Genomic DNA, 20,475 nt, shown 5'->3' with positions numbered 1-20,475 from the left:
CACCCAGACCTACCGGCGCGTGCGAAAACCACCCTGTCCTACCGCCGGGCGCGGAAACCATCCGGGCCTACCGCCGGGCGCGAAAACCACCCGGGCCCATCCCCGTTCCGGCCCGACCACCCCACCCGGCGCGGTCGCTGGACCGTCTCGGTGCTGCGGAGTCCGGAGTCCGGAGTCCGTCAGAGGGTTGCGGCGGCGATCCGGGCGAAAGCATGCACGTCGAGCTGCTCGCCCCGGCTGCGCGGGTCGATCCCGGCGGCGGTCAGCAGGTCTCCGGCCTGTTCGGCGGAGCCGGCCCATCCGGCCAGTGCCGCCCGCAACGTCTTGCGGCGCTGGGAGAACGCGGCGTCGACGACGGCGAACAACCGGCGCCGGTCCACGCCGTCGACCGGATCGGTGCGCTCGAACGACACGAGCGCGGAATCGACGTTCGGCACCGGCCAGAAGACACTGCGCGGGACCGCGGCCACCTTCCGCGCCGGGCCGTACCAGGCGAGTTTGACACTCGGCACGCCGTAGGTACGGCTACCCGGGCCTGCCGCCATCCGGTCGGCCACCTCGGTCTGGACCATCACCAGCCCGCGCCGCAGAGCAGGCAGTTCGGCGAGCAGGTGCAGCACCACGGGCACCGCGACGTTGTAGGGCAGGTTGGCCACCAGCGACACCGGCTCGGCGGGCAGCTCACCGACCCGCACGCGCAGCGCGTCGGCCTGCACCACGGACAGCCGCTCGGCTGCCTCCGGAGCCCGCTCCGCCACCGTCCGCGGCAGCCGAGCGGCCAGCACCGGATCGATTTCCACCGCGACGACCCGCGCACCTGCGTCGAGCAGTCCAAGGGTCAGCGAGCCGAGACCCGGCCCGACTTCCAGCACGACGTCACCGGGGCGTACCCCGGCGAGATCGACGATGCGGCGAACCGTGTTCGGGTCGTGCACGAAGTTCTGACCGAGCTTCTTCGTCGGCCGGACGTCGAGCTCGTCGGCCAGCCCGCGGATCTCGGCAGGCCCCAGCAGTTCCACCACCGGATGAGCCTACCGAGTGCCGCGAAGGAGGATGCCGCTCAGGCCTTCTTGCCGCAGACCGGCCAGGCGCTGTAGCCGCCGCGGTCGTCGCGCACCTTTTCCGCGACCGAGATCTGCTGCTCACGGGTGGCCTGGCTCGGCAGCGAGGCGTACTGGCTGCCGCCGTAGGCGTTCCAGGTCTGCTTGTCGAACTGGAGGCCGCCGTAGTAGCCGTTGCCGGTGTTGGCGGCCCAGTTGCCGGTCGCCTCGCACTGCGCGATGCGGTCCCACGCGGAACCGTCACCGATCGCAGGCTGCGGCGGCTGCTTGGTGCCGACCTTGACGATCTTCGGCTTGGCCTGCACGAGGATCTTCTCGGAGACCTGCTCGCGCGAAACCTCTTCGCCGTTGCGCTTGGTGACCTTGTAGGTCACCATCTTCTCGCCTGCCGTGCCCGGGTCCTGCACGCTCGTCTCGCCCTTGACCAGCGTCGGGTCGTCGACCTTCTGCTCCTCCGGGTCGACGGTCTCCTTCTGGTTGAGCATCGAAACGCCCATCCGCGAGACGTGCACCTCGGCGCCGTCCTTCAGCGAGACGTCCAGACCACCGTCGACGGCGTCGTCCGGGCCGAGGTTGAGCTTGAGGTCGGAGACGAACTCCTTGGTGGTGACCGCATTGCTGGACACCTGGCGCGGCGCGTTGGTGCCGTCGTAGAGCGTGATGTGCTTGAGGGTCTTGACCTGCACGGTGGAACCCTCGAGCGGCAGATCGCCACCGGCGGGCATCGAGGTCCAGGCACCGTGGGAGAGCAGGTTGCCCATGCCGAGCTGGTTCATCGCCTCGCCGAGGCTGGTAGCACGCACCCAGGACGGCCGGGCGACCCCGTCCACGACCAGGTTCAGCTGGCGGCCGCGCTCGAGCTTGATGACGCCGCCGTCGCCGACCGCGGCCTGCGGGGAGGGCGAGAGCGAGTCGTGCGTACCGACCGACAGGCCGGCGTCCTCGAGCACCTCGCCCACGGTGCCGCCGTAGCTGTGCACGGTGCGCTGCTGACCGTCCACGTCGACCGTGACGCTCTTGTTCATCGCCAGCGCCGCGGCACCGCCGCCGCCGACGGTGATCATGACCGCGAGCACGGCACCCTTGAGGAAGCGGCGCTTCCAGGTGCGGGTGGCCTCGCGCAGCCCGTCCTCCACGGCGACCTGCTTGGCCTGCGGCGTGGCGGTCCGGTCCTCGGCCAGCTCGTCCGGCAGGTTCAGCGGCGGGAGCATCGTGGTCTCGGCGTTGATCAGCCGGATCAGCTCGTCGACGTCGACGTCGATCTCCGCCATCAGCGTGTCCGCGTCCGGGCCGAGTGCGGTCAGCACATCCTGCTCGGTCACGTACAGCTCGTCGGAGAAGTCCAGCTCCCCGTACGCAGTGTCCTCGAGCTCGCGGTCGAGGACCGCCACCGAACCAGCCGAGGAGAAGTATCCGTGCTCCATGTCCAGGCGCGCGTCAACCTGCCGACTACCAGTCACCGGGTCGTTCCCTTTCCCAAGACGGCGTGCGTCACCGCAGCCGTCCTTTCGTCGCGACACGCCCGAAGGCGTGCCTCTCAAGTCCGACACCCCCAGTCAGCGCCATCGTCACGGTCCCGGTCGTACCAACCCCGGTTCCGCTTCCCCGACGTGCACTGACGTGACTGGTGGGCGTAACAGCCGGTTCCGCTGCGCGGTACCGACCGGCACGATCACGGGACAGTAACGTCCGGCGGCGGGGTTGCGCAAACACCCCCTGGAGTGTCGTGACCTGTGTCACTCATCTGAGTGGACGAACGGGCACTCCGAACGTCGCAATGCGTACAACCCGAAGTGACACACCGAATTCCTCTCATGCACCCGGAAGCCGGTAGACGCGTTCGGCAGTGGTCCGGACCGCGTCGGCGACCTCGTGCACCGCCTCGCCTCGCAGTGCGGCGAGGTGCCGGACGGTGTAGGCGGTGCAGTACGGCTCGTTCGGCCGTCCGCGGTAGGGATGCGGCGTGAGGAACGGCGCGTCGGTCTCGGCGAGGAACTGCCCGCGTGGCGCGATCCGGGCCGCCTCGTGCAGACCACGGGCGTTCTTGAAGGTGACCGTGCCGGCGAAGGACAGTACGTAGCCGTGGTCGAGGCAGCGGCGGGCGAGGTGCTGGTCACCGGAGAAGCAATGGAACACGACGGTCTCCGGCGCGCCCTCCTCGTCGAGGATGCGGAGCACGTCTTCGTGCGCATCGCGGTCGTGGATCATCAGCGTCTTGCCGAGCCGCTTGGCGAGGTCGATGTGCCAGCGGAACGCTTCCTGCTGGGCATCGTGGGGCGCGTAGTCCCAGTAGTAGTCGAGGCCGGTTTCACCGACCGCAACCACCCGCTCTTCGCGCGCCAAACGCTCCACTTCGGACTGTTCGGAGGCACCGAAATCCTTGGTGCGCGTGGGATGGATCGCCACCGCGGCGAACACCCGCGGGTCCCAGGTGGACGCGTCGACCGCCCACCTGGCGGCAGCGAGGTCGTCCGCGACGGTCACCAGCCGCGCCACCCCCGCCCGCTGCGCGCGATCGGCCATGGCGGTCACGTCGGCCGCGGTGACCGCGCCACACGAGTCCAGGTGGGTGTGTGCGTCGACCACGGTCACCGGCAGACGGTCCGGGATCGGCGGCAGTTCGCGCTTGTCTTCACCCATGCCGCGAATTTACTTGGCTGCCGGAACCGCCCGGCCGGGGGCGGTCGCGGAGCCGGTCCGGACAGCGGAAAGGCGGCCCGAGCGGATTGCTCGGGCCGGCCTCTCCGGTGCGTCAGCCGCTCAGTACTTCAGCACTTCAATACGCCGGCATCTCGGTAGCTCAGCGCTTCAGTCGCGGACGATCGGGGCCCATTCCGGGCCGTCCTCGCCCAGCTTCGGGTCCAGCTTGGTGAACAACGGGGTCGGCTTGGCCAGCGGACGGCCGGTCTCGATCGGGGCCGACGCCCACTTCGCCTGCTCGGCGGCGTAGTCGCCGGTGAGGATCGGGCTGGTCCGGCCGGGCAGGTCCAGGTCCTCGACCTCCTGCAGTTCCGGCTGCGCGGCCCACACGCCGGTACCGCCGAGTGCCTCGTGCACCTTCTGCGCCGAATGCGGCAGGAACGGGGTGAGCAGTGTGTTCGCGTCGCTCACCACCTGCAGCGCGGTGTGCAGCACGCTGTCGCGGCGGCTCGGATCGTCCTTGAGCTTCCACGGCTCCTGATCCGACAGGTACCGGTTGGCCGCCGTCACCACCCGCATCGCCTCGCTTGCCGCCGCCTTGAAACGCGACCGCGCCAGATGCCCGCCGACGACGTCGAACGCCTTGCGCGACAGCGCTTTCAGCTCCTCGTCCGCGGGCGCGGGCGCGTCCGGGCGGGGAATCGCGCCCACGTTCTTGTGCGCCATCGAGATGGACCGGTTGACCAGGTTGCCCCACTCGTTGGCCAGTTCGAAGTTGGTCCGCCGGACGAACTCGTCCCAGGTGAAGTCGGTGTCCTGGGTTTCCGGGCCGGCCACCGAGATGAAGTAGCGCAGCGCGTCCGGGCCGAACTCGCGCAGGAAGTCGTGCACGTAGATGACCGTGCCGCGCGAGGTGGAGAACTTCGAGCCGCTCATGGTGAGGAACTCGCTGGAGACGATCTCGTCCGGCAGGTGCAGCCTGCCGTACTTGCCCGGCTCGCCACCGCGGTCACCGTCGCCGTTCTGGCCGAGCAGCAGCGCGGGCCAGATCTGGGCGTGGAAGGTGATGTTGTCCTTGCCCATGAAGTAATAGGCACGCGCGGCGTCGTTGGTCCACCACTCCTGCCACGCGTCCGGCTGCCCGCTGCGCCGGGCCCACTCGACGCTCGCGGAGAAGTAGCCGATCACCGCGTCGAACCAGACGTAGAACCGCTTGAGCGGCTGGTCGCGCCAGCCCTCGAGCGGGATCTTCACGCCCCAGTCCAGGTCGCGGGTGATCGGCCGGGGGCGCATGTCGTCGATCAGGTTCTTGGTGAAGTTGAGGACGTTCGGCCGCCAGTCGGTCTTGGTGGCCAGCCAGTCGCCGAGGACCTTGGTGAACGCGGGCAGGTCGAGGAAGTAGTGCTCGGTCTCGACAAACTTCGGCGTCTCACCGTTGATCCGCGACTTCGGGTTGATCAGCTCCGCGGCGTCGAGCTGGTTGCCGCAGTTGTCGCACTGGTCGCCACGCGCGCCGTCGTAGCCGCAGATCGGGCAGGTGCCCTCGACGTAGCGGTCGGGCAGCGTACGGCCGGTCGACGGGCTGATCGCACCGCGCGTGGTCTTCGGCACCACGTAGCCGTTGCGCTCGAGCGCCAGGAAGATCTGCTGCGTCACCTCGGCGTGGTTGCCGGTGGAGGTGCGCGTGAACAGGTCGTAGGACAGGCCGAGGCCACGCAGGTCCTGGTCGATCTGGCGGGTGTACTTGTCCGCGGTCTGCTGCGGGGTCAGGCCCTCCTTGTCGGCCTGCACGGTGATCGGGGTGCCGTGTTCGTCGGTCCCGGACACCATGAGCACCCGGTTGCCGGCCATTCGCTGGTAGCGGGAGAAGACGTCGGACGGGACGCCGAATCCGGACACGTGGCCGATGTGGCGGGGGCCGTTGGCATAGGGCCAGGCCACCGCGGTCAACACAGGGGTGCTCATACCTGTTTAGCCTACGGATGCGGTCCACGGCATTGTCAGCCACGGTAGGAGAGCCGGGAGCCCGCTGTCCCCGAGGCCGGACGTGGTGCAGCCGACCGCCGACGGGGCCGCCGCACCCCGAAACGAGGTTGCCCCGCCACCGGCGGTTCGCCATGCTGCTGCCGTGGCACGCGGCACCGTCAAGTTCTTCAGGACCGAAAAGGGCGTGGGAGCCATCGCCTCCCCCGAGCTGCCCGCGGGATTCGACGCGTGGGTGCACTTCAGCGCCATCGAGATGGACGGCTTTCGTACCCTGGACGAGGGCGATCAGGTCGAGTTCGAGTACCGGGCGGCCGAACAGGACAGCTTCCGCTTCGTGGCGACCCGCGTTCGCAAGCTCTGAACGGTCCTCGCCGAGATCCGGCGCCGGGTGCTCCGCGGCCGGTCGAGCTCGATCGGCCGAGCTCTGGGCGGAGAGGGGTTCTGATGATCACGGCACGTGGCCTCGAACGGCGGTTTCGCCGCAAGGGCCGGGGTGGCGGCGAGGTACACGCGGTGAAGGGGGTCGACCTCGACGTCGAGGCGGGCGAGCTCGTCGGGTTCCTCGGCCCGAACGGCGCGGGCAAGACCACCACCCTGCGGATGCTGACCACACTGCTGAAACCGAGTGCGGGCACGGCCACCGTCGGCGGGCGCGACCTGCTCGCCGACCCGCTCGGGGTGCGCCGCAACATCGGGTACGTCGCACAGGGCGGGGGCACCGCACCCGAGGTGCGCGTCGGCGAGGAGCTGACGATGCAGGGGCGGCTGTACCGGATGAGCAAGGCCGATTCGATCGCGCGCGGCAGGGTACTGTCCGAGCAGCTCGACCTGACCGGCCTCGACGAGCGGCTCACCAAGACGCTGTCCGGCGGGCAGCGGCGCAGGCTGGACATCGCGATGGGGCTGATCCACTCGCCCGCGCTCGTCTTCCTCGACGAACCGTCCACCGGGCTCGACCCGCAGAGCCGGGCCAACCTGTGGGAGCACATCCGGCGGCTGCGCGCCGAACAGGGCGTCACGATCTTTCTGACCACGCACTACCTCGACGAGGCGGACGCGCTGGCCGACCGGCTGATCGTGATCGACGACGGGCGCATCGTCGCCGAGGGCACCCCGGACTCGCTGAAGTCGCGGGTGTCCGGTGACGGCGTGGTGATCGGGGTGGCGCCCCAGTCCAGCGCAGCCGCAGCCGAGCTGGCCCGCAGGCTGGACGGCGCACACGACTTCGAGACGACCGGCGGGGAAGTCCGGTTCCGGGTGCCCCGCGGCGACACCGCCATGCCGGAACTGCTGCGCGCGCTCGACGCCAACGGCATCGAGATGACCTCCATGCAGGTCACCCGTCCGACGCTGGACGACGTGTTCCTCACCCTCACCGGCCGCTCGCTGCGCGACGCCGAGCAGCCGGTCACCGGCGAGCCGGAGGTGTCCGGTGTTGCTTGACACGTGGCTGATCTTCCGCCGGGACATGACCGCCGCGCTGCGGAATCCGGCCTGGCTGCTGATCGGCATCATGCAGCCGCTGCTGTACCTGTTCTTCTTCGGTCCGCTGCTGGTGAAGACGCTCAGCGCACAGGGACTGTCCGAAGTGGACGGATGGATGGTGCTCACGCCCGCGCTGATCGCGCAGCTGGCGTTGTTCGGCAGTTCGTTCGTCGGCTTCTCCCTGCTCGCCGATTTCCGCTCCGGGGTGGTCGAGCGGATGCGGGTCACCCCGGTGAGCCGGGCCGCGCTGCTGCTCGGCAAGGTGCTGGCGAACGCGCTGCAGGCGGTGGTGCAGTCGGTGCTGATCATCGTGCTCGCCTACCTGGTGTTCGACCTGGACGCACCGATCGGCGGGGTGCTGCTGAGCCTGCTGATCGTGTTCCTGCTCGCGCTCACCCTGGCGTCCTGCTCCTACGCGCTGGCACTCACGTTGAAGAGCGAGGAGTCGTTCCCCGCGCTGCTGAACGCGGTGCTCATGCCGTTGCTGCTGCTGTCCGGGATCCTGATCCCGATCACCGCAGGACTGGCGCCGAAGTGGCTGTACACGATTTCGCAGATCAACCCGTTCCGGCACGTGGTCGACGTGGAGCGCAACAGTTTCCGCGGTGACTTCTCGATGGACGCGCTGTTCACCGGGAGCGTGGTGGTGCTGGTGATGGCGATCCTCGCGATCTGGTGGGGAACCCGCACGTTCCAGCGGGAAAACGCCTGATCAACCGCACCGACACGCCGGGAAGGGTCACCTTGTGCCCCGAGCAGGGGCCTAAGGTGGCCTTTCACCCGTCGTGGGGCTTGTCAGGGGCGCGAAGTGACCGAACCGGAGACCGAGCGCGGACTCACGCTCACCCATCGTGAGCACGTGCTCGACTGGGCCGCGGTGCGCGGTGCCGACATGCGGTTCGCGTCCGTGACCGTCAGCGAGAACGTGAACTGGAGCGACCCCGGCGCGGAGCGGATGCTGAACGCCGCACAGGAGGCCGGTCTGCACACCGGCGCCCGGCACTACGCCCGTCCCGGCGCGGTGCACGACCAGGCCGACCACTTCGTGCGCACGGCGAGCAAGCTCGGGGCGTTCGCACCGGGTTCGCTCGCGCCGGCGCTGGAGGTGGACGCGCAGAGCGTGGACGACCGGTTCGTGAAGGCGTGGATCAAGCACGTACGGCATGCTGCGCGGATCCGCCGGGTGCTCGTGTACGCCGGGCACGACTGCTGGGCGAACCGGCTGCGCCCGGACCGCTGGGCGGATCCCGAGGTCGTGCTCTGGCTGGTGCGGCACAACGGCATCCCCGGCCGTCCCGGCTGGTTCCACGCGCGGCTCGGGGTACACCAGCACAGCTACGGTCCGGACGTGCCCGGTATCGGCGGCTCGGTCGCGCAGGACGCGGTGGTGTATCCGTTCGCCCTCTCCGACCTGCTGCTCTGAGCGGCGTTTCGGCGGTCGCCGGAGTCGCCGCGCCGGTTCCCGGAGATCAGCTGTCCGCCTCGTCGAGGGTTTTCATGAGTTCGGGGTCGAGGTGGCGCATGCCCGCACTGGCCAGGGAAGAGGCCAGTTCTCCTGGCTGCGCCAGGTCGATCGAGCCGCACCGGAGGGCGTGGCGGATGCCGTGCACGGCGATGCCGACGACCATGGCGGCCAGCAGGTCGGCGCTGACCGTCGGGGTGGCGCCGCCGTGCCGGACGGCGACGGCACGCACCCGCCCCGAGACGCGTTCGGTGATCGCGTTCAGGAGATCCGACCGGACCGCACCCACGTTGCCGCGGGTCTGATCGTCGAACAGGAGCCGGAATCCGTCGGGTCGTTCGGCCGCGTAGTCGAAAAACGCCCGCATACCGGCGTGGATTTGCTGTCCGGCCGGAAGTGCCGCCGCCTGCTCGTAGGTGGTGAACAGCTGCTGCGTGAGCTTGGCGGCCTCGCGGCGCAGGCACGCCTCGTACAGTTCGTCTTTGCTCCCGAAATGGGCGTACAGCGTCGGCTTGGTCGTATTCGCACGCTTGGCCAGCACATCCATGGAGGTCCCGAGCAGCCCGAACTCGGCGAACGCCCGGCACGCGGCCTCGAGCAACTGCTCATCGGAGGGCCGCGCCGCGGTGCTCTGCCGCGCGCCGCCGGCAGCTTCGGACACCGGCTTCCCGGAAGCCGGATCGACACGCTCGGCAGGCACCCCCAGAACTTTACTACACGGTAAAACCGTGCTAGATCTTTACTCCTCGGTAAAGCCGTTTCGGCACTGTCCTGCTCAGAGTGGAGCGTCACGATGCATCGGACACGTTTGCGACCCCTGATCGCCGGCGTCCTCACCTTGGCAGCCGTCGCCGCACTGGGCGGCACCGCGACCGCCACGCCGGCGCCACCGGGCCCGTCGAAGCACTGTGCGCTGCCGGACTCCGCCGGCGTCTCGCCGGCCTCGCCGGAACAGGAAGCACTCGACCCGGGCGCGGTGCAGCAGGCCGTGGCATACGCCAGTACGCATCTGCGCAGCTCGGTGCAGATTTTCCGGAACAACTGCCGGGTCGCGGCCGGTCCGCTGGACCCGGTCACCGACCAGGTGCCGTGGAACGTGTGGAGCTCGACGAAGTCCGTTCTCTCGATGCTGACCGGGATCGCCGCCGACGAGCACAAGCTGGTCCTGACCGATCCGATCGGCAAGTACCTGCCCACCGGCCCCGGCTGGGGCGACGCCGCGCATCGCGCCATCACCATCCACGACCTGCTCACCGAAACCGCCGGGATCGACGAGGCCATCATCGCCGAGGCCGCCACGCTCGGCACCGATCCCGATGTCGCGCAGGAAGCCCTCGCCCAGCCGCTCAACCACCGCGCCGGTACGCATTTCGAATACAGCCAGCGCGATCCCGACCTGCTCGCGTACGTCGTGCAACGCGCCGTCGGCGAGGATTTGCAGGACTACGCCCAGCAGCGGCTGTTCGATCCGATCGGTATTCCGCGCTCGAGTTACTTCTGGCTGCGCGACCGTTCCGGCAACACCTACGGCTACGCCAACCTGTTCCTGCCCCCGGCACAGTTCGCCAAGCTCGGATTGCTCATGCAGAACAACGGCAGCTGGAACGGCCGCCAGGTCGTCCCTGCCGGATACGTGCGCCAGGTCGCCGAACCCAGCCGGACCAACGGCTGCTACGGGCTGCTCTTCTGGACGAACGCCGGACAACCCTGCACCAGCGCCAACTTCCCGGATGCCCAGACCGTCCGGCATCCGATGATTCCGAGCGCACCGCGCGATCTCTACGCGATGGTCGGCGCGTTCCAGCAGAACAACTTCATGATCCCCAGCCTCAACCTGACCGTGACCTGGACCGGCCTGCTCGGCGACACGACCACCAACCTGCCCGGCCTGGTCAGCGCCAGCCCGGCCGGGTCCGACCTGTACTACAACTTCTTCCGCATCCTCCTGCGCGGCGTGCAGGACCGGCACCTTCCCGATCCCGGCCCCTTCGTTTCTCCGCCGCAGGATTTCGACATCAACCCCGCCAACTACGCCGATCCGCGCGTGCTGCTGCGCGACATCGCACCCAACCGGCAGTGCAACCTCCTCGTCTGCGGCGGCACCATCCCGGCCAAGGGCCTCGCCCAGAACGGCGAAGCCGTCACCCGCACCCTGCTCGGAGCACTGGATCACGGCTGATTCGGACGGCCCGCCGCGCGGCGGCTACTTGCGCGGGTCGAGCAGCAGTTTGCCGACCGTGCCGCGGGAACGGAGCGCCTCGTGGGCAGCTCGGGCGTCGGCCAGTGCGTGTTCGCCGCCCGCGATGGCCCGCAGCCTGCCTTCGCGCACCAGGTCGAACAGCTCGGTCAGCGCGGTGCCGTAGACCTCGCCCGGCAGCCGGAAAGCATGCGGCAGCCACATGCCGGTGACCGTGGTGCTGTGGCCGAGCAGGTTGCGCAGCTCGATCGGCTTCGGCTGCTCCCGTCCGGCCATACCGTAGAAGGCGAGCCTGCCGAACGGAGCGAGCGCGGCAATGCTCTGGTCCGTGGTGGTGCCGCCGACCATGTCCAGGACGATGTCCACCCGCTTGCCGCCGTTGGCCTCGCGCAGGGTGTCGGTCATGTTCTCCGCGCGGGAGTCCACGGCCACGTCGGCACCGAGTTCGAGTGCGAGGTTCCGCTTCTGTTCGCTGCTCGCGGTGGCGATCACGCGACCTGCGCCCCACGCCTTGGCCAGCTGCACGGCAATCGAACCGACCCCGCCTGCCGCCGCGTGCACGACCACCGACTCACCCGGCTCGAGGTGCGTGTTCTTGCGCAGCAGGATCCACGCGGTCGCGCCCTGGACCAGCATGGACAACGCGTTGAGATCGTCGACGCCGTCCGGCACCGGGAAGGCCATCGCCTGCGCGGCCACCGCGCGCTCGGCGTAGCCGCCGCCGTCGCCGAGCAGCGCGACCACCCGGCGTCCCTCGGACGTGTGCCCGACCACCTCGCCACCCGGTACGAGCGGCAGCTTGCTCGGTGCCAGGTAGGAGTTCTCCGCCTGGTGCGTGTCCGCGTAGTTCACCCCGATCCGGTCGACCTCGATCAGCACCTGGCCGGGGCCGGGCACCGGATCGGCCAGCTCGGCCGGGATCAGCACCTCCGGTCCCCCGAACTCGGTCACCTGCACAGCACGCATCTCGCGGACCTCCTCATGACTCGGCTGATGAGACATTCTGCCAGACGTCTCACCAATGCAACACTCCGTGATAACGTCTTGACCATCGACACACCGTTCGTCTCCCGTACACCGCGCCCCGACGCCGTCGCGGCGTTCCGGCTCGCCCGCGGCCGGTTCCTCGACTGCCGGCGCATCGACATGCGGGAACTCGCCACCGAACTGGGCGTCAGCCGGGCCACGCTGCACCGCTGGATCGGCAGCCGCGACCACCTGCTCGGCGAAATCCTGTGGGCGGAAACCTCGGCAGTGCTCGGCAACGTGTCGTTCGCCGGGCGCGGCAGCGAGGGCATCGCGGACGCGATCGGCACGTTCGTGCGCACGGTCAACGCTTCGGCCCCGTTCCGCACCTTCCTCCGCCGTGAACCGGAACGCGCACTGCGGCTGCTGACCACGAAAGCCAGCCTGGTGCAGTCACGCACGATCGACGCACTGCGCGCACTGCTCGCCGACGAGGTCGACGCGGGCAGGCTCAGGACGCCACTGCCCGTGGCCGATCTGGCGTACCTGCTGGTCCGCGTCGGCGAATCGTTCATCTACACCGACGCGATCACCGGCGAGGAACCGGACGCGGACAAGGCGCACGTCGCGGTGCGGATGCTGCTGAACGATCACTTCCGCGACGCGACAACCGCGTCGTAAAGCTCCTTTTTGGACACTCCGGCCGCCTCGGCGACCGCACCGGCCGCGACCTTCAGCCGTTCCCCGTCCGCGACGCGTGCACTGACTTCGCCGACCAGATCGGCAATGCGCACCTCGGGCGGCACCGCACCCGCCAGCACCACGGTGATCTCGCCGCGTACGCCGTCGGCTGCCCACTCCGCCAGCGAAGCGAGGGTGCCGCGTTTGACTTCTTCGTACGTCTTGGTCAGTTCCCGGCACACCGCGGCGCGGCGCTGCCCGCCGAGCGCGCCGGCGGCGTCGGCGAGCGTGGCCGCGATCCGGTGCGGTGACTCGAAGAACACCGCGGTCCGGCGTTCGGTGGCCAGCTCCGCCAGCCACTTCGAACGTTCGCCGGGCTTGCGCGGCGCGAAACCCTCGAAGCAGAAGCGATCGCAGGGCAATCCGGACAACGCCAGCGCCGTGGTCACCGCGGACGGCCCCGGCAGGCAGGTGACCGGCACGTCCTCGGCCACGCAGGCGGCCACCAGCCGGAAGCCGGGGTCCGACACGCTCGGCATTCCGGCATCCGTGACGAGCAGGACGTTTTCCCCGGCACGCAAGGATTCGAGCAGCTTCGGCAGCCGGGCGGTCTCGACGTCCTCGTAGAAGCTCACCACCCGGCCCGCCGGGGACACGCCGAGCGAAGCGGCCAGCGTGCGCAGCCGGCGGGTGTCCTCCGCGGCGATCACCTCGGCCGAACCCAGCGCCTCGACCAGGCGGGCGGAGGCGTCCCCCGGATCGCCGAGCGGGGTGGCGGCGAGCACGAGCCTGCCGGGCGAGGAGAGCATGCCGCCAGCCTAATCCCGCCACTGCCCTCGGCCACCTCCGCAGCCCGTAGTATCGGGCCCCGTGACCGCGCTGTTGACCCGTGCCGACGACGACAGTGCGCGGCCGGACCCGGTCGACGCGCTCCGTCCCCCGACCGACCGTGAGGCCACCCTGCTCGGCAGGGGAATGCCGACCGACCGGCTCCGCGGCTGGGTCGTCACGCTGGTGCTCACCGCGATCGCCGCCGTCGTGCGGCTGCAGAACCTCGGGCTGGCCACCGACAAGGGCGCGCCGGTCTTCGACGAGAAGCACTACGTGCCGCAGGCCGCGCAGATGCTGCGCAACGGCGGGTACGAGGACAACGCCGGTTACGAGCTGATCGTCCATCCGCCGCTGGCCAAGGACTTCATCGCGTTCGGCGAGTGGCTGTTCGGCTACAACGCATGGGGCTGGCGGGTGATGCCCGCGATCGCGGGCACCCTGATCGTGCTGCTCACCGTGCGCATCGCGCGGCGGCTGACCCGTTCGACGCTGCTCGGCGGCATCGCCGGCGTGCTGGTGATCTGCGACGGCGTGCTGCACCTGCAGTCCCGCATGGGCATGCTCGACATCTTCATCGCGCTGTTCGTGCTCGCCGCGTTCGCGTGCGTGCTGTGCGACCGCGACCAGGTGCGGCAACGGCTCGCGGTGGCGGTGCGCGAGGGCTGGGCGGACGAATCGCAGTGGGGCCCGAAACTCGGCTTCCGCTGGTGGCGCTTCGCCACCGGGCTGATGATCGGCGTGACCTTCGGCGTCAAATGGTCGGCGCTCTACTACATCGCCGGATACGGCCTGCTCACCGTGTTCTTCGACGTCGCGGCCCGGCGTGCGGCGGGCGTGCCGCGGCCGTGGCTCGGCACCATCCGCCGCGACGTGCTGCCCGCGCTGTGGGCGATCGTGGCCGTGCCGCTGCTGATGTATCTGGCCTCGTTCTGGGCCTGGTTCGCCAGCGAGACCGCCACCGACCGGCACTACACCGAGATCAAGAACATCGACCCCGGCCTGTTCGGCTGGATCCCGCCCGCGCTGCGCTCACTCGGCGACTACACCGGCAACGTGCTGCACTTCCACGAAACCCTGCTGACCCCCAAGGACAATCCGCATCCGTGGGAGTCGAAGCCGTGGACCTGGCCGATGGGCCTGCGCCCGATGCTCTACTACTACGACGGCACGGTCACCGGCTGCGGCGAGTCCCGCTGCATCGGCGCGACCATGCTGATCGGCACGCCCGCGATGTGGTGGCTGGCCGCGCCGGTGCTCGGCTGGGCACTGTGGCGCTCGTTCTTCCGCGCCGACTGGCGTTACGTCGCGGTGCTCGCCGGCTACTTCGCCGGCTACCTGCCCTGGTTCACCAACATCGACCGGCAGATGTACTTCTTCTACGCCACCCCGATGGCGCCGTTCCTGACCCTCGGGCTGGTGCTGGTGCTCGGCCAGATCCTCGGCAGTGCGAGACGCGGGCTCGAACGCAGGGGCACCGGTCTGCTCGTCGTCGCGCTCTACACCGGACTCGTGGTCGCCAACTTCGCCTGGCTGTGGCCGATTCTCAACGGTGTCCCGATCACGAACGACCACTGGCAGGCGGAGATGTGGCTGCCGTCGTGGCGCTGAAGTAGGCACCGGGCGGTACGCCGACCGCACGACGGAACGCGGCCACGAACGCGCTCGCCGTCGCGTATCCCACGCGGTGCGCGACCGTGGTCATCGGCAGCCCCGCGGCCAGCAACGGCAGGGCCGCGCGCAACCGCACCTGGGTGCGCCAGGTGCCGAAGGTCATCCGGCAGTCCCGCACGAACGCGCGGGCCAGCGTCCGCTCACTCGCTCCGACCGCACGGCCCAGTTCGGCCAGCCCACGGCCGTCGGCCGGATCGGCGAGCACCTCGGCAGCCACGTCACGGGCCCGCGGATCGGACGGCGCGGGCACCACGATCGTGGTGACCTCCAGCGGGTCAAGCAGATCGAACGCGACCGCCTCGGCGCGCCGGCGCGGTTCCTCGGCAAGGCCTCCTGCGGACAGGTACTCCAGCAGTTCCCGCAGCAGTGGCCGCACGGCCACCAGCCGCGGCTGCCGCCAGTCAACCGGGCAGCGGTCCGGAGCGGCGTAGATGCCGCGCAGATCGGCGTGGCCGATCGTGCCGGTGCGGTGCCAGACGCCCGCGGGCAGCCAGAGCGCGCGGGTCGGCGGCAGCACCCAGTGCGCGTCGTCCACGGTGACCGCGGCGATCCCGCGGGCCGACCAGACCAGCTGGTGGACCGGATGGTCGTGCCACGGGAACCAGGCACCGGCAGGCAACGGGAGATCGCCGATCAGCATCGCACCGGAGTGACCGTAATAGAACACGAATTGACAGCCTATCGCCTTCCGGTCACCCGCGGGGCGGCCTAGCGTCGAGGGCATGCCGATGAACCTCATGCACCGCAAGCTCTGCAGTTCGGAGAAGTGGGCGGCGGCGGTGGCCGAAAAGCTGCCGGAATGGCTGGCACGGTTCGATCTTGGCGACGACGTGCTGGAGATCGGCCCCGGATTCGGCGCCACCACGCGGGTGCTGCTCGAGGCCGTACCGCGGCTGACCGTGCTGGAGATCGACCCGGCGTCCACCCGGTTGCTGCAGCAGAAGTTCGGCGAGCGCGCCGACGTGGTCGAAGGCAGCGGCGCGGAAATGCCGTTCGAGTCCGGCCGGTTCTCCGCCGTCGTGTGCTTCACGATGCTGCACCACGTACCGACGATTGCCTTGCAGGACGCCATTTTCTCCGAGGCGGCCCGGGTACTGCGGCCGGGCGGGAGCTACGCAGGCGTGGACAGCCAGCTCAGCTTCGGGTTCCGCCTGCTGCACCTCGGCGACACGATGAACGTGCTCGACGCCGCGGCGCTGCCCGCCCGGCTGGGCACCGCGGGGTTCGAGCAGGTCGACGTACGCCACCAGCCGAAAAAGCAGGTGGAGTTCTCCGGGGTGAAGCCGTCAGCGGGGTGAGCGGCGCGGCACGATCTGGGTGACCGGGCCGTCCGGCGATTTCCCTGCCCGGCCGAGCCAGCCCTCCACCTCGCGCCGCACGGCGTTGAGCGTCGGACGGCGGCGCGGCTCCGGGTCGAGTGACGCGGCAAGGATCCGGGCGTGCGAGGAGCGGCGCGGCAGGTGCGACACCGGATCGGCGCGAGCGGCCGCCATCAGCGCGGCCATCGGCGTCTCGCGGGTACCGCGCGGCGGCTGTCCGGCCAGCGCGTAGCTGACCGTGGCGGCGAGCTGCCAGGCATCCGACGCGGGACTCGCCGGCGCGCCCATTGCCTGCTCCGGTGCGACGAAATCGGGAGTGCCGATCATCATGCCGGTGGCGGTCATCTTCGCATCGCCCTGACTGCGCGCGATGCCGAAGTCGATCAGGTGCGCCAGCCCCTCCGGATCGAGGATCACGTTCGACGGCTTGATGTCGCGGTGCAGCACGCCCTTCTCGTGCGCTGCGACGAGCGCGCCCGCCATGGTGGCCCACAGCCGTCCGGCCGCGACGTCGTCGAGCGGTCCCTGTCCGTCGACCACATCGGCGAGCGGGCGGCCCTCCAGGTACTCCATCACCAGCGCGAGCCCGTCCGGTTCCTCGGCCAGGTCGTAGACCCGCACGCAGTTCGGGTGGTTCACCACGGCCAGCGCCCGCGCCTCACGCTGCATGCGCTCCTCGGTGTCCCGGTCCGGCGCATGCGCGATCTTCAACGCCACTGTCCGGTTGAGCTGGGTGTCGACGGCTTCCCACACGGTGCCGAAGCCACCGTGGCCGAGCCTGCGGGTTCGCCGGTAGCGGCTGCTGCCCGCCCCGCGGGAGCCGGGCGGCGGCGGGATCGGCCCCGGCGCACCCGCAAGCATGCCCGCTGCAGGCGGCGGCGGTTCCGGGGCGAGCGCGGTGGCCGGGTACGGCTTGTTCACCGGTGGCAGGGGCAGCGGATCGTGCCGTGGCGGCGCCTGCGGCGGCGCGGCGGGCGGCTGGTCGCGGCGCGGCTCCGGCCGGTTGATCACCGACCAGGACGGCGGCCCGACGAGCGCCACCGGGATCAGCCCGAGCACGCTGAACGGCAGGAAGCCGAGCCAGAAGTGCACCGCGGCGTTGGCCGTCATACCGACGCTGGTCACCGCCATCACCACGAACGGGATCCAGAAGAACCGGGACGGCCACTTCGGGCCGCGCCGGAACGCGGTGCGCGCCTGCAGCATCACGAACAGCAGCGAGCCGAGCGGCAGCACGGTGAAGGCCAGCAGGTACAACGCGTAGGAAAGCTTGATGCCGCTCGGGTAGAACAGCGTCTCGTAGATGTTCGAACCACTGCCGAGGTAGGTCTTCTGCACCCCGACGAACGAGCAGTAGTCCTGGCTCAGCGTCTGCGTCTCGCTGCTGGAAAGCCCGGTGTGCCCGCCGGTGGCGGCCGCCCGGAAGGTCTCGGAGATGCCGTTGGACAGCAGCCACGGCAGCACCAGCACGCTGACCACACCGATCAGGCCGAACACGGTGAGTGTGGTGGCGTCGTAGCGGTTGCCGGTCCCCTTCCGGACAAGCGCGACGATCAGTGCGCCCAGCGCGGGAAAGAGCGCGACGAGCGCACCCGCTGTGGTCGTCGCCCACACCCAGTCGCCAGGGCAGAAACCCGGTCCGAACAGGGTGTGCGCGAACGAGAGCAGCGCGCTCGCGAATCCCGTCACCGCCTGTGCCCCCTCACTCTCGGTGCCGCCGGAGTACCGCCATGCGGCCGATCCCCTCGGCCCAGCTTAGGACGCACCGGGGTTCGCGGGGGTTGCCGGGTCGGATCCCCTGCCGGGTCGGCAGCGGGCCGCACGGCCGGTGCGCCGGCCACCGACCGGCCGTGCCGAATCGTGTCTCGAGCTGCCCGGCAACGGTCACCGGAGCGGTTTTCGCCGGGCACCGGATTTCGTCCGTTTTCACCCGGAGGTGATCCAGTTCATGCTACTTTCGGTGCCCGCTCGAGCACCGAACCTGCCGCCGAGCCGCCCCGTGCTGATCGAAAACCCCGTCCCTGACCGTTCGGAGCTTCGGTGTGACCCAGCCCGCCCCGCACTCCACGACCGCCCTCGACGACAGCACCCGCTACCTGGCCGCGGGCGCGCACCTCGACCGCGAGTTCGCGGAGAACGCCGTCCGGGAGTTCCTGGTCGAGCCGACCCGGCAGATCCCGCCCTCCCCCGGCATCGACACCGCCACCGTGCTCACCGAGGCGCTCGCGGCGCGGACCCGGCGCAAGTACCGCGACGGCGCGCTCGTCGTGCTCGGCCTGATCTTCCTCTTCTTCGGCTCACTGACCGGGATGACCGCGGGCTGGCTCGCCACCGCCGCCGCCGGGTACGCCGTGCGAAGCTGGCTGAGGAACCGGAAGGGCAGCCGGCTGGACCGGCTGATCAGACTGGTCAAGGTCGGCGTCCTCGTCTTCGCGGCGGCGGTACTCGGCCTGTTCGCGTTCGCCGGGTTCGGGGCGGTCACGTTCGGTCTCCTGTCCACGCCTCGCGGCTACGCCGACTACTACGACAGCTCCGGGCCGGCAACCCTGTTCAGCGCGGCGTGGCTGATCGCACTGCTGTGCTGCCTGCTCATGCTGGTCATCCTGGTCGCGGACCGGCTGGCGGTCTGGCACGTCACCACGAGGTACTTCGGCCGAGCGGCACGCATGCCCGGCCAGGTGGGCCCGCCGCCCGCGGATCGGATGTCCCTTTCGCTTGCCCCGCAACGATTCCGGCAGGAACTCGAACGCCACCGGCTGGGCAGGCGGGCCTCCGCGCCGGACGCGCGGATGCCGGTGATCGTCTTCCGCGGCACGAACCCGTTCGTGGGCGCGGGGGAAAGCACCACCCCGTGGTCGATGACGATTCCGCTGGAGCCGGACGGCACCGCCGAGACCGAGGAACCGCTGACCGTGCAGCGGCTCTACCACAGCGTCGCGGACAAGATGGCAGATCTGCGCGAGACCGGCGACCTGTCCCCCGATCAACGCCTCCGCGGGCTGCTGATCGCCGGCGCGGCGTTCGTCCCCGCCGAAAAGCTCATCGACCACCTGCACCTGCCGGCGGCGACGGCCTACCTGCAGCGCCTCGACCTGGCGCCGGAGGCCTACCTCCGCGACGACGAGGCCAACCGGATCTTCCACCAGCCCCGCGAGTGGTCGCGGTACTACCTGTGCCTGGAACTGGAGACCTGGGACCGGGAGCTGGTCGTCTCGGCGTTCCTGCACGCGGCGATCGACCGGAACGCGCTCTACCTGGAGTCGACGCCGTGTGTGCTCCCGCCCATCGCGCAGGAGTACCGCAACGTCGACAAGATGGTGGACAACGGACTGCGCCCGGTCGGCGAGGGGCTGCTCCGCTGGCTACTGCTGCCGGGAACCGCGTTCGGCAGGCTCGTGAACGCCTGCCGGATGCTGCTCCCGCTGCCCTTCGACGGTTTCCACCTCAACCCGGACCGCTACGGAACCGCACGGACGCTGCGCGAACTGGCCGCAATGTCCCGGCCGCGCGACTACTTCCAGGCCGTCGACGCGCAGCGTTACCCGCAGCTGCTGGAAAGCCGTCTGGTGCCGGCCGTGATCGAGGTACTGCGGGAGCACGGCCTTTCCAGCGTCGCGTTCGAGCGGCAGATCAACGTGGTCACCGGTAACCATGTGACGATCGAGGGCAGCAACAACGCCCCGCTGATCTTCGGCGGGACCGTGCACGGCGACGTCCGCGGCCGGTCCGCGCCCGCGGCCACCACGACGGGAGCCAACCGTGACCGACTCGGGTAACCACATCAGCATCTCCGGTCCGAACAACGGGCCGATGATCTTCGGCGGGGTCGTGCACGGCGACGTCGCCGGCGGGACCAGCGGCCCGCCCGAGGGCACAGTGCCTGCGGCCGAACTGCGCAGGCTCGTCGACGAACTCCTCGCTCTCGTCCGTGCCCGGGAAATCGCCAGGCAAGCGGTGGTCGAGGACAGCCTCGAAGAGCTGGTCGCCGCCGCGGACGATCCGGACGGGGTGCATCCGGCCGTGCCGGTCAGCCGATGGGAGAAGGTCAAGAAGCTGCTCGGCGGGGCTGCCGAGTTCGCCGGGCTGACCGTCCGGATCTCCGAGCAGATCACGAAGCTGTGGCCGAACTGACCTGCGGGACCGGTGAACCGGCGCCATCATGAGGGCGAAGCCGAA

19 protein-coding genes are annotated in these 20,475 nt (G+C 69.9%); 10 read left to right on the top strand and 9 right to left on the bottom strand.

Translation table 11 applies throughout. From position 1 onward, the window contains the following. Positions 1-179: 179 nt before the first annotated feature. From rsmA to metG, 4 genes are all read right to left on the bottom strand, one after another. A complete protein-coding gene (rsmA, locus tag ABD793_RS35250; protein WP_344867685.1) occupies positions 180-1,022 on the bottom strand; it encodes a 16S rRNA (adenine(1518)-N(6)/adenine(1519)-N(6))-dimethyltransferase RsmA in 843 nt (280 codons plus the stop codon). Positions 1,023-1,060: 38 nt separating this feature from the next. Beyond that, on the bottom strand, positions 1,061-2,485 hold the full coding sequence (locus tag ABD793_RS35245) for a resuscitation-promoting factor (RefSeq protein ID WP_344867771.1): 1,425 nt from the start codon (positions 2,483-2,485) through the stop codon (positions 1,061-1,063). Positions 2,486-2,873: 388 nt separating this feature from the next. Next, the gene (locus ABD793_RS35240; RefSeq protein WP_344867683.1) at positions 2,874-3,701 is read right to left on the bottom strand and encodes a TatD family hydrolase; all 828 of its coding nucleotides are present in this window, start codon (positions 3,699-3,701) and stop codon (positions 2,874-2,876) included. Between the two features lie 168 nt (positions 3,702-3,869). After that, positions 3,870-5,666 carry a methionine--tRNA ligase gene (gene metG / locus ABD793_RS35235; RefSeq protein ID WP_344867681.1) on the bottom strand — a complete coding sequence of 599 codons (1,797 nt, stop codon included), beginning with the start codon at positions 5,664-5,666 and terminating at the stop codon, positions 3,870-3,872. A gap of 163 nt (positions 5,667-5,829) precedes the next feature. Between metG and ABD793_RS35230 the strand changes: the two genes are divergently transcribed. From ABD793_RS35230 to ABD793_RS35215, 4 genes are all read left to right on the top strand, one after another. After that, positions 5,830-6,048, top strand: a complete 219-nt coding sequence (locus ABD793_RS35230; protein ID WP_344867679.1) for a cold-shock protein — start codon at positions 5,830-5,832, stop codon at positions 6,046-6,048. An 83-nt stretch (positions 6,049-6,131) separates the two neighbouring features. Beyond that, positions 6,132-7,130, top strand: a complete 999-nt coding sequence (locus ABD793_RS35225; RefSeq protein ID WP_344867677.1) for an ATP-binding cassette domain-containing protein — start codon at positions 6,132-6,134, stop codon at positions 7,128-7,130. Further along, positions 7,120-7,884, top strand: a complete 765-nt coding sequence (locus ABD793_RS35220) for an ABC transporter permease (RefSeq protein WP_344867675.1) — start codon at positions 7,120-7,122, stop codon at positions 7,882-7,884. Before ABD793_RS35225 ends, ABD793_RS35220 begins: the two co-directional genes overlap by 11 nt. A gap of 96 nt (positions 7,885-7,980) precedes the next feature. After that, positions 7,981-8,595 (top strand): glycoside hydrolase family 25 protein, encoded by a 615-nt coding sequence (locus ABD793_RS35215; protein WP_344867673.1) that lies wholly within the window; start codon positions 7,981-7,983, stop codon positions 8,593-8,595. Positions 8,596-8,641: 46 nt separating this feature from the next. Here the strand turns inward: ABD793_RS35215 and ABD793_RS35210 are convergent, their stop codons facing one another. Beyond that, a complete protein-coding gene (locus ABD793_RS35210) occupies positions 8,642-9,334 on the bottom strand; it encodes a TetR/AcrR family transcriptional regulator (RefSeq protein ID WP_344867671.1) in 693 nt (230 codons plus the stop codon). Between the two features lie 93 nt (positions 9,335-9,427). On the opposite strand from ABD793_RS35210, the gene ABD793_RS35205 reads away from it, so the two are divergent. Next, complete coding sequence (locus ABD793_RS35205; protein ID WP_344867669.1) at positions 9,428-10,813, top strand: serine hydrolase domain-containing protein; 1,386 nt, start codon at positions 9,428-9,430, stop codon at positions 10,811-10,813. A 24-nt stretch (positions 10,814-10,837) separates the two neighbouring features. On the opposite strand, the gene ABD793_RS35200 is transcribed toward ABD793_RS35205, so the two are convergent. Next, positions 10,838-11,797, bottom strand: a complete 960-nt coding sequence (locus ABD793_RS35200; RefSeq protein WP_344867667.1) for a quinone oxidoreductase family protein — start codon at positions 11,795-11,797, stop codon at positions 10,838-10,840. A gap of 78 nt (positions 11,798-11,875) precedes the next feature. Here ABD793_RS35200 and ABD793_RS35195 point away from each other — a divergent pair, with 78 nt between their 5' ends. Beyond that, positions 11,876-12,478 (top strand): QsdR family transcriptional regulator, encoded by a 603-nt coding sequence (locus ABD793_RS35195; protein WP_344867665.1) that lies wholly within the window; start codon positions 11,876-11,878, stop codon positions 12,476-12,478. Here the strand turns inward: ABD793_RS35195 and rsmI are convergent. Continuing rightward, positions 12,448-13,287, bottom strand: coding sequence for a 16S rRNA (cytidine(1402)-2'-O)-methyltransferase (gene rsmI / locus ABD793_RS35190; protein ID WP_344867663.1), 840 nt, complete (start codon positions 13,285-13,287; stop codon positions 12,448-12,450). The two genes, ABD793_RS35195 and rsmI, sit on opposite strands and share 31 nt — an antisense overlap. 61 nt (positions 13,288-13,348) lie before the next feature. Here rsmI and ABD793_RS35185 point away from each other — a divergent pair, with 61 nt between their 5' ends. After that, the gene (locus ABD793_RS35185) at positions 13,349-14,917 is read left to right on the top strand and encodes a dolichyl-phosphate-mannose--protein mannosyltransferase (RefSeq protein WP_344867661.1); all 1,569 of its coding nucleotides are present in this window, start codon (positions 13,349-13,351) and stop codon (positions 14,915-14,917) included. Here ABD793_RS35185 and ABD793_RS35180 read toward each other — a convergent pair. After that, the gene (locus tag ABD793_RS35180) at positions 14,868-15,620 is read right to left on the bottom strand and encodes an AraC family transcriptional regulator (RefSeq protein ID WP_344867770.1); all 753 of its coding nucleotides are present in this window, start codon (positions 15,618-15,620) and stop codon (positions 14,868-14,870) included. The two genes, ABD793_RS35185 and ABD793_RS35180, sit on opposite strands and share 50 nt — an antisense overlap. An 82-nt stretch (positions 15,621-15,702) precedes the next feature. Between ABD793_RS35180 and ABD793_RS35175 the strand changes: the two genes are divergently transcribed. Then, complete coding sequence (locus ABD793_RS35175; RefSeq protein ID WP_344867659.1) at positions 15,703-16,278, top strand: class I SAM-dependent methyltransferase; 576 nt, start codon at positions 15,703-15,705, stop codon at positions 16,276-16,278. Here the strand turns inward: ABD793_RS35175 and ABD793_RS35170 are convergent. Beyond that, positions 16,267-17,988, bottom strand: coding sequence for a protein kinase domain-containing protein (locus tag ABD793_RS35170; RefSeq protein WP_344867657.1), 1,722 nt, complete (start codon positions 17,986-17,988; stop codon positions 16,267-16,269). The two genes, ABD793_RS35175 and ABD793_RS35170, sit on opposite strands and share 12 nt — an antisense overlap. 353 nt (positions 17,989-18,341) lie before the next feature. Here ABD793_RS35170 and ABD793_RS35165 point away from each other — a divergent pair, with 353 nt between their 5' ends. Together ABD793_RS35165 and ABD793_RS35160 are read left to right on the top strand one after the other, a co-directional pair. Then, positions 18,342-20,075, top strand: a complete 1,734-nt coding sequence (locus tag ABD793_RS35165) for a hypothetical protein (protein ID WP_344867655.1) — start codon at positions 18,342-18,344, stop codon at positions 20,073-20,075. Next, positions 20,059-20,430, top strand: coding sequence for a hypothetical protein (locus ABD793_RS35160; RefSeq protein ID WP_344867653.1), 372 nt, complete (start codon positions 20,059-20,061; stop codon positions 20,428-20,430). The genes ABD793_RS35165 and ABD793_RS35160 overlap by 17 nt, the downstream gene beginning before the upstream one ends. Positions 20,431-20,475 lie beyond the last annotated feature (45 nt).

The sequence above is a fragment of the Amycolatopsis ultiminotia genome, assembly GCF_039536925.1.
GTDB lineage: Bacteria > Actinomycetota > Actinomycetes > Mycobacteriales > Pseudonocardiaceae > Amycolatopsis > Amycolatopsis ultiminotia.
Note: the sequence above shows the minus strand (reverse complement) of the source record. Positions and strands in the feature narration are given on the sequence as shown.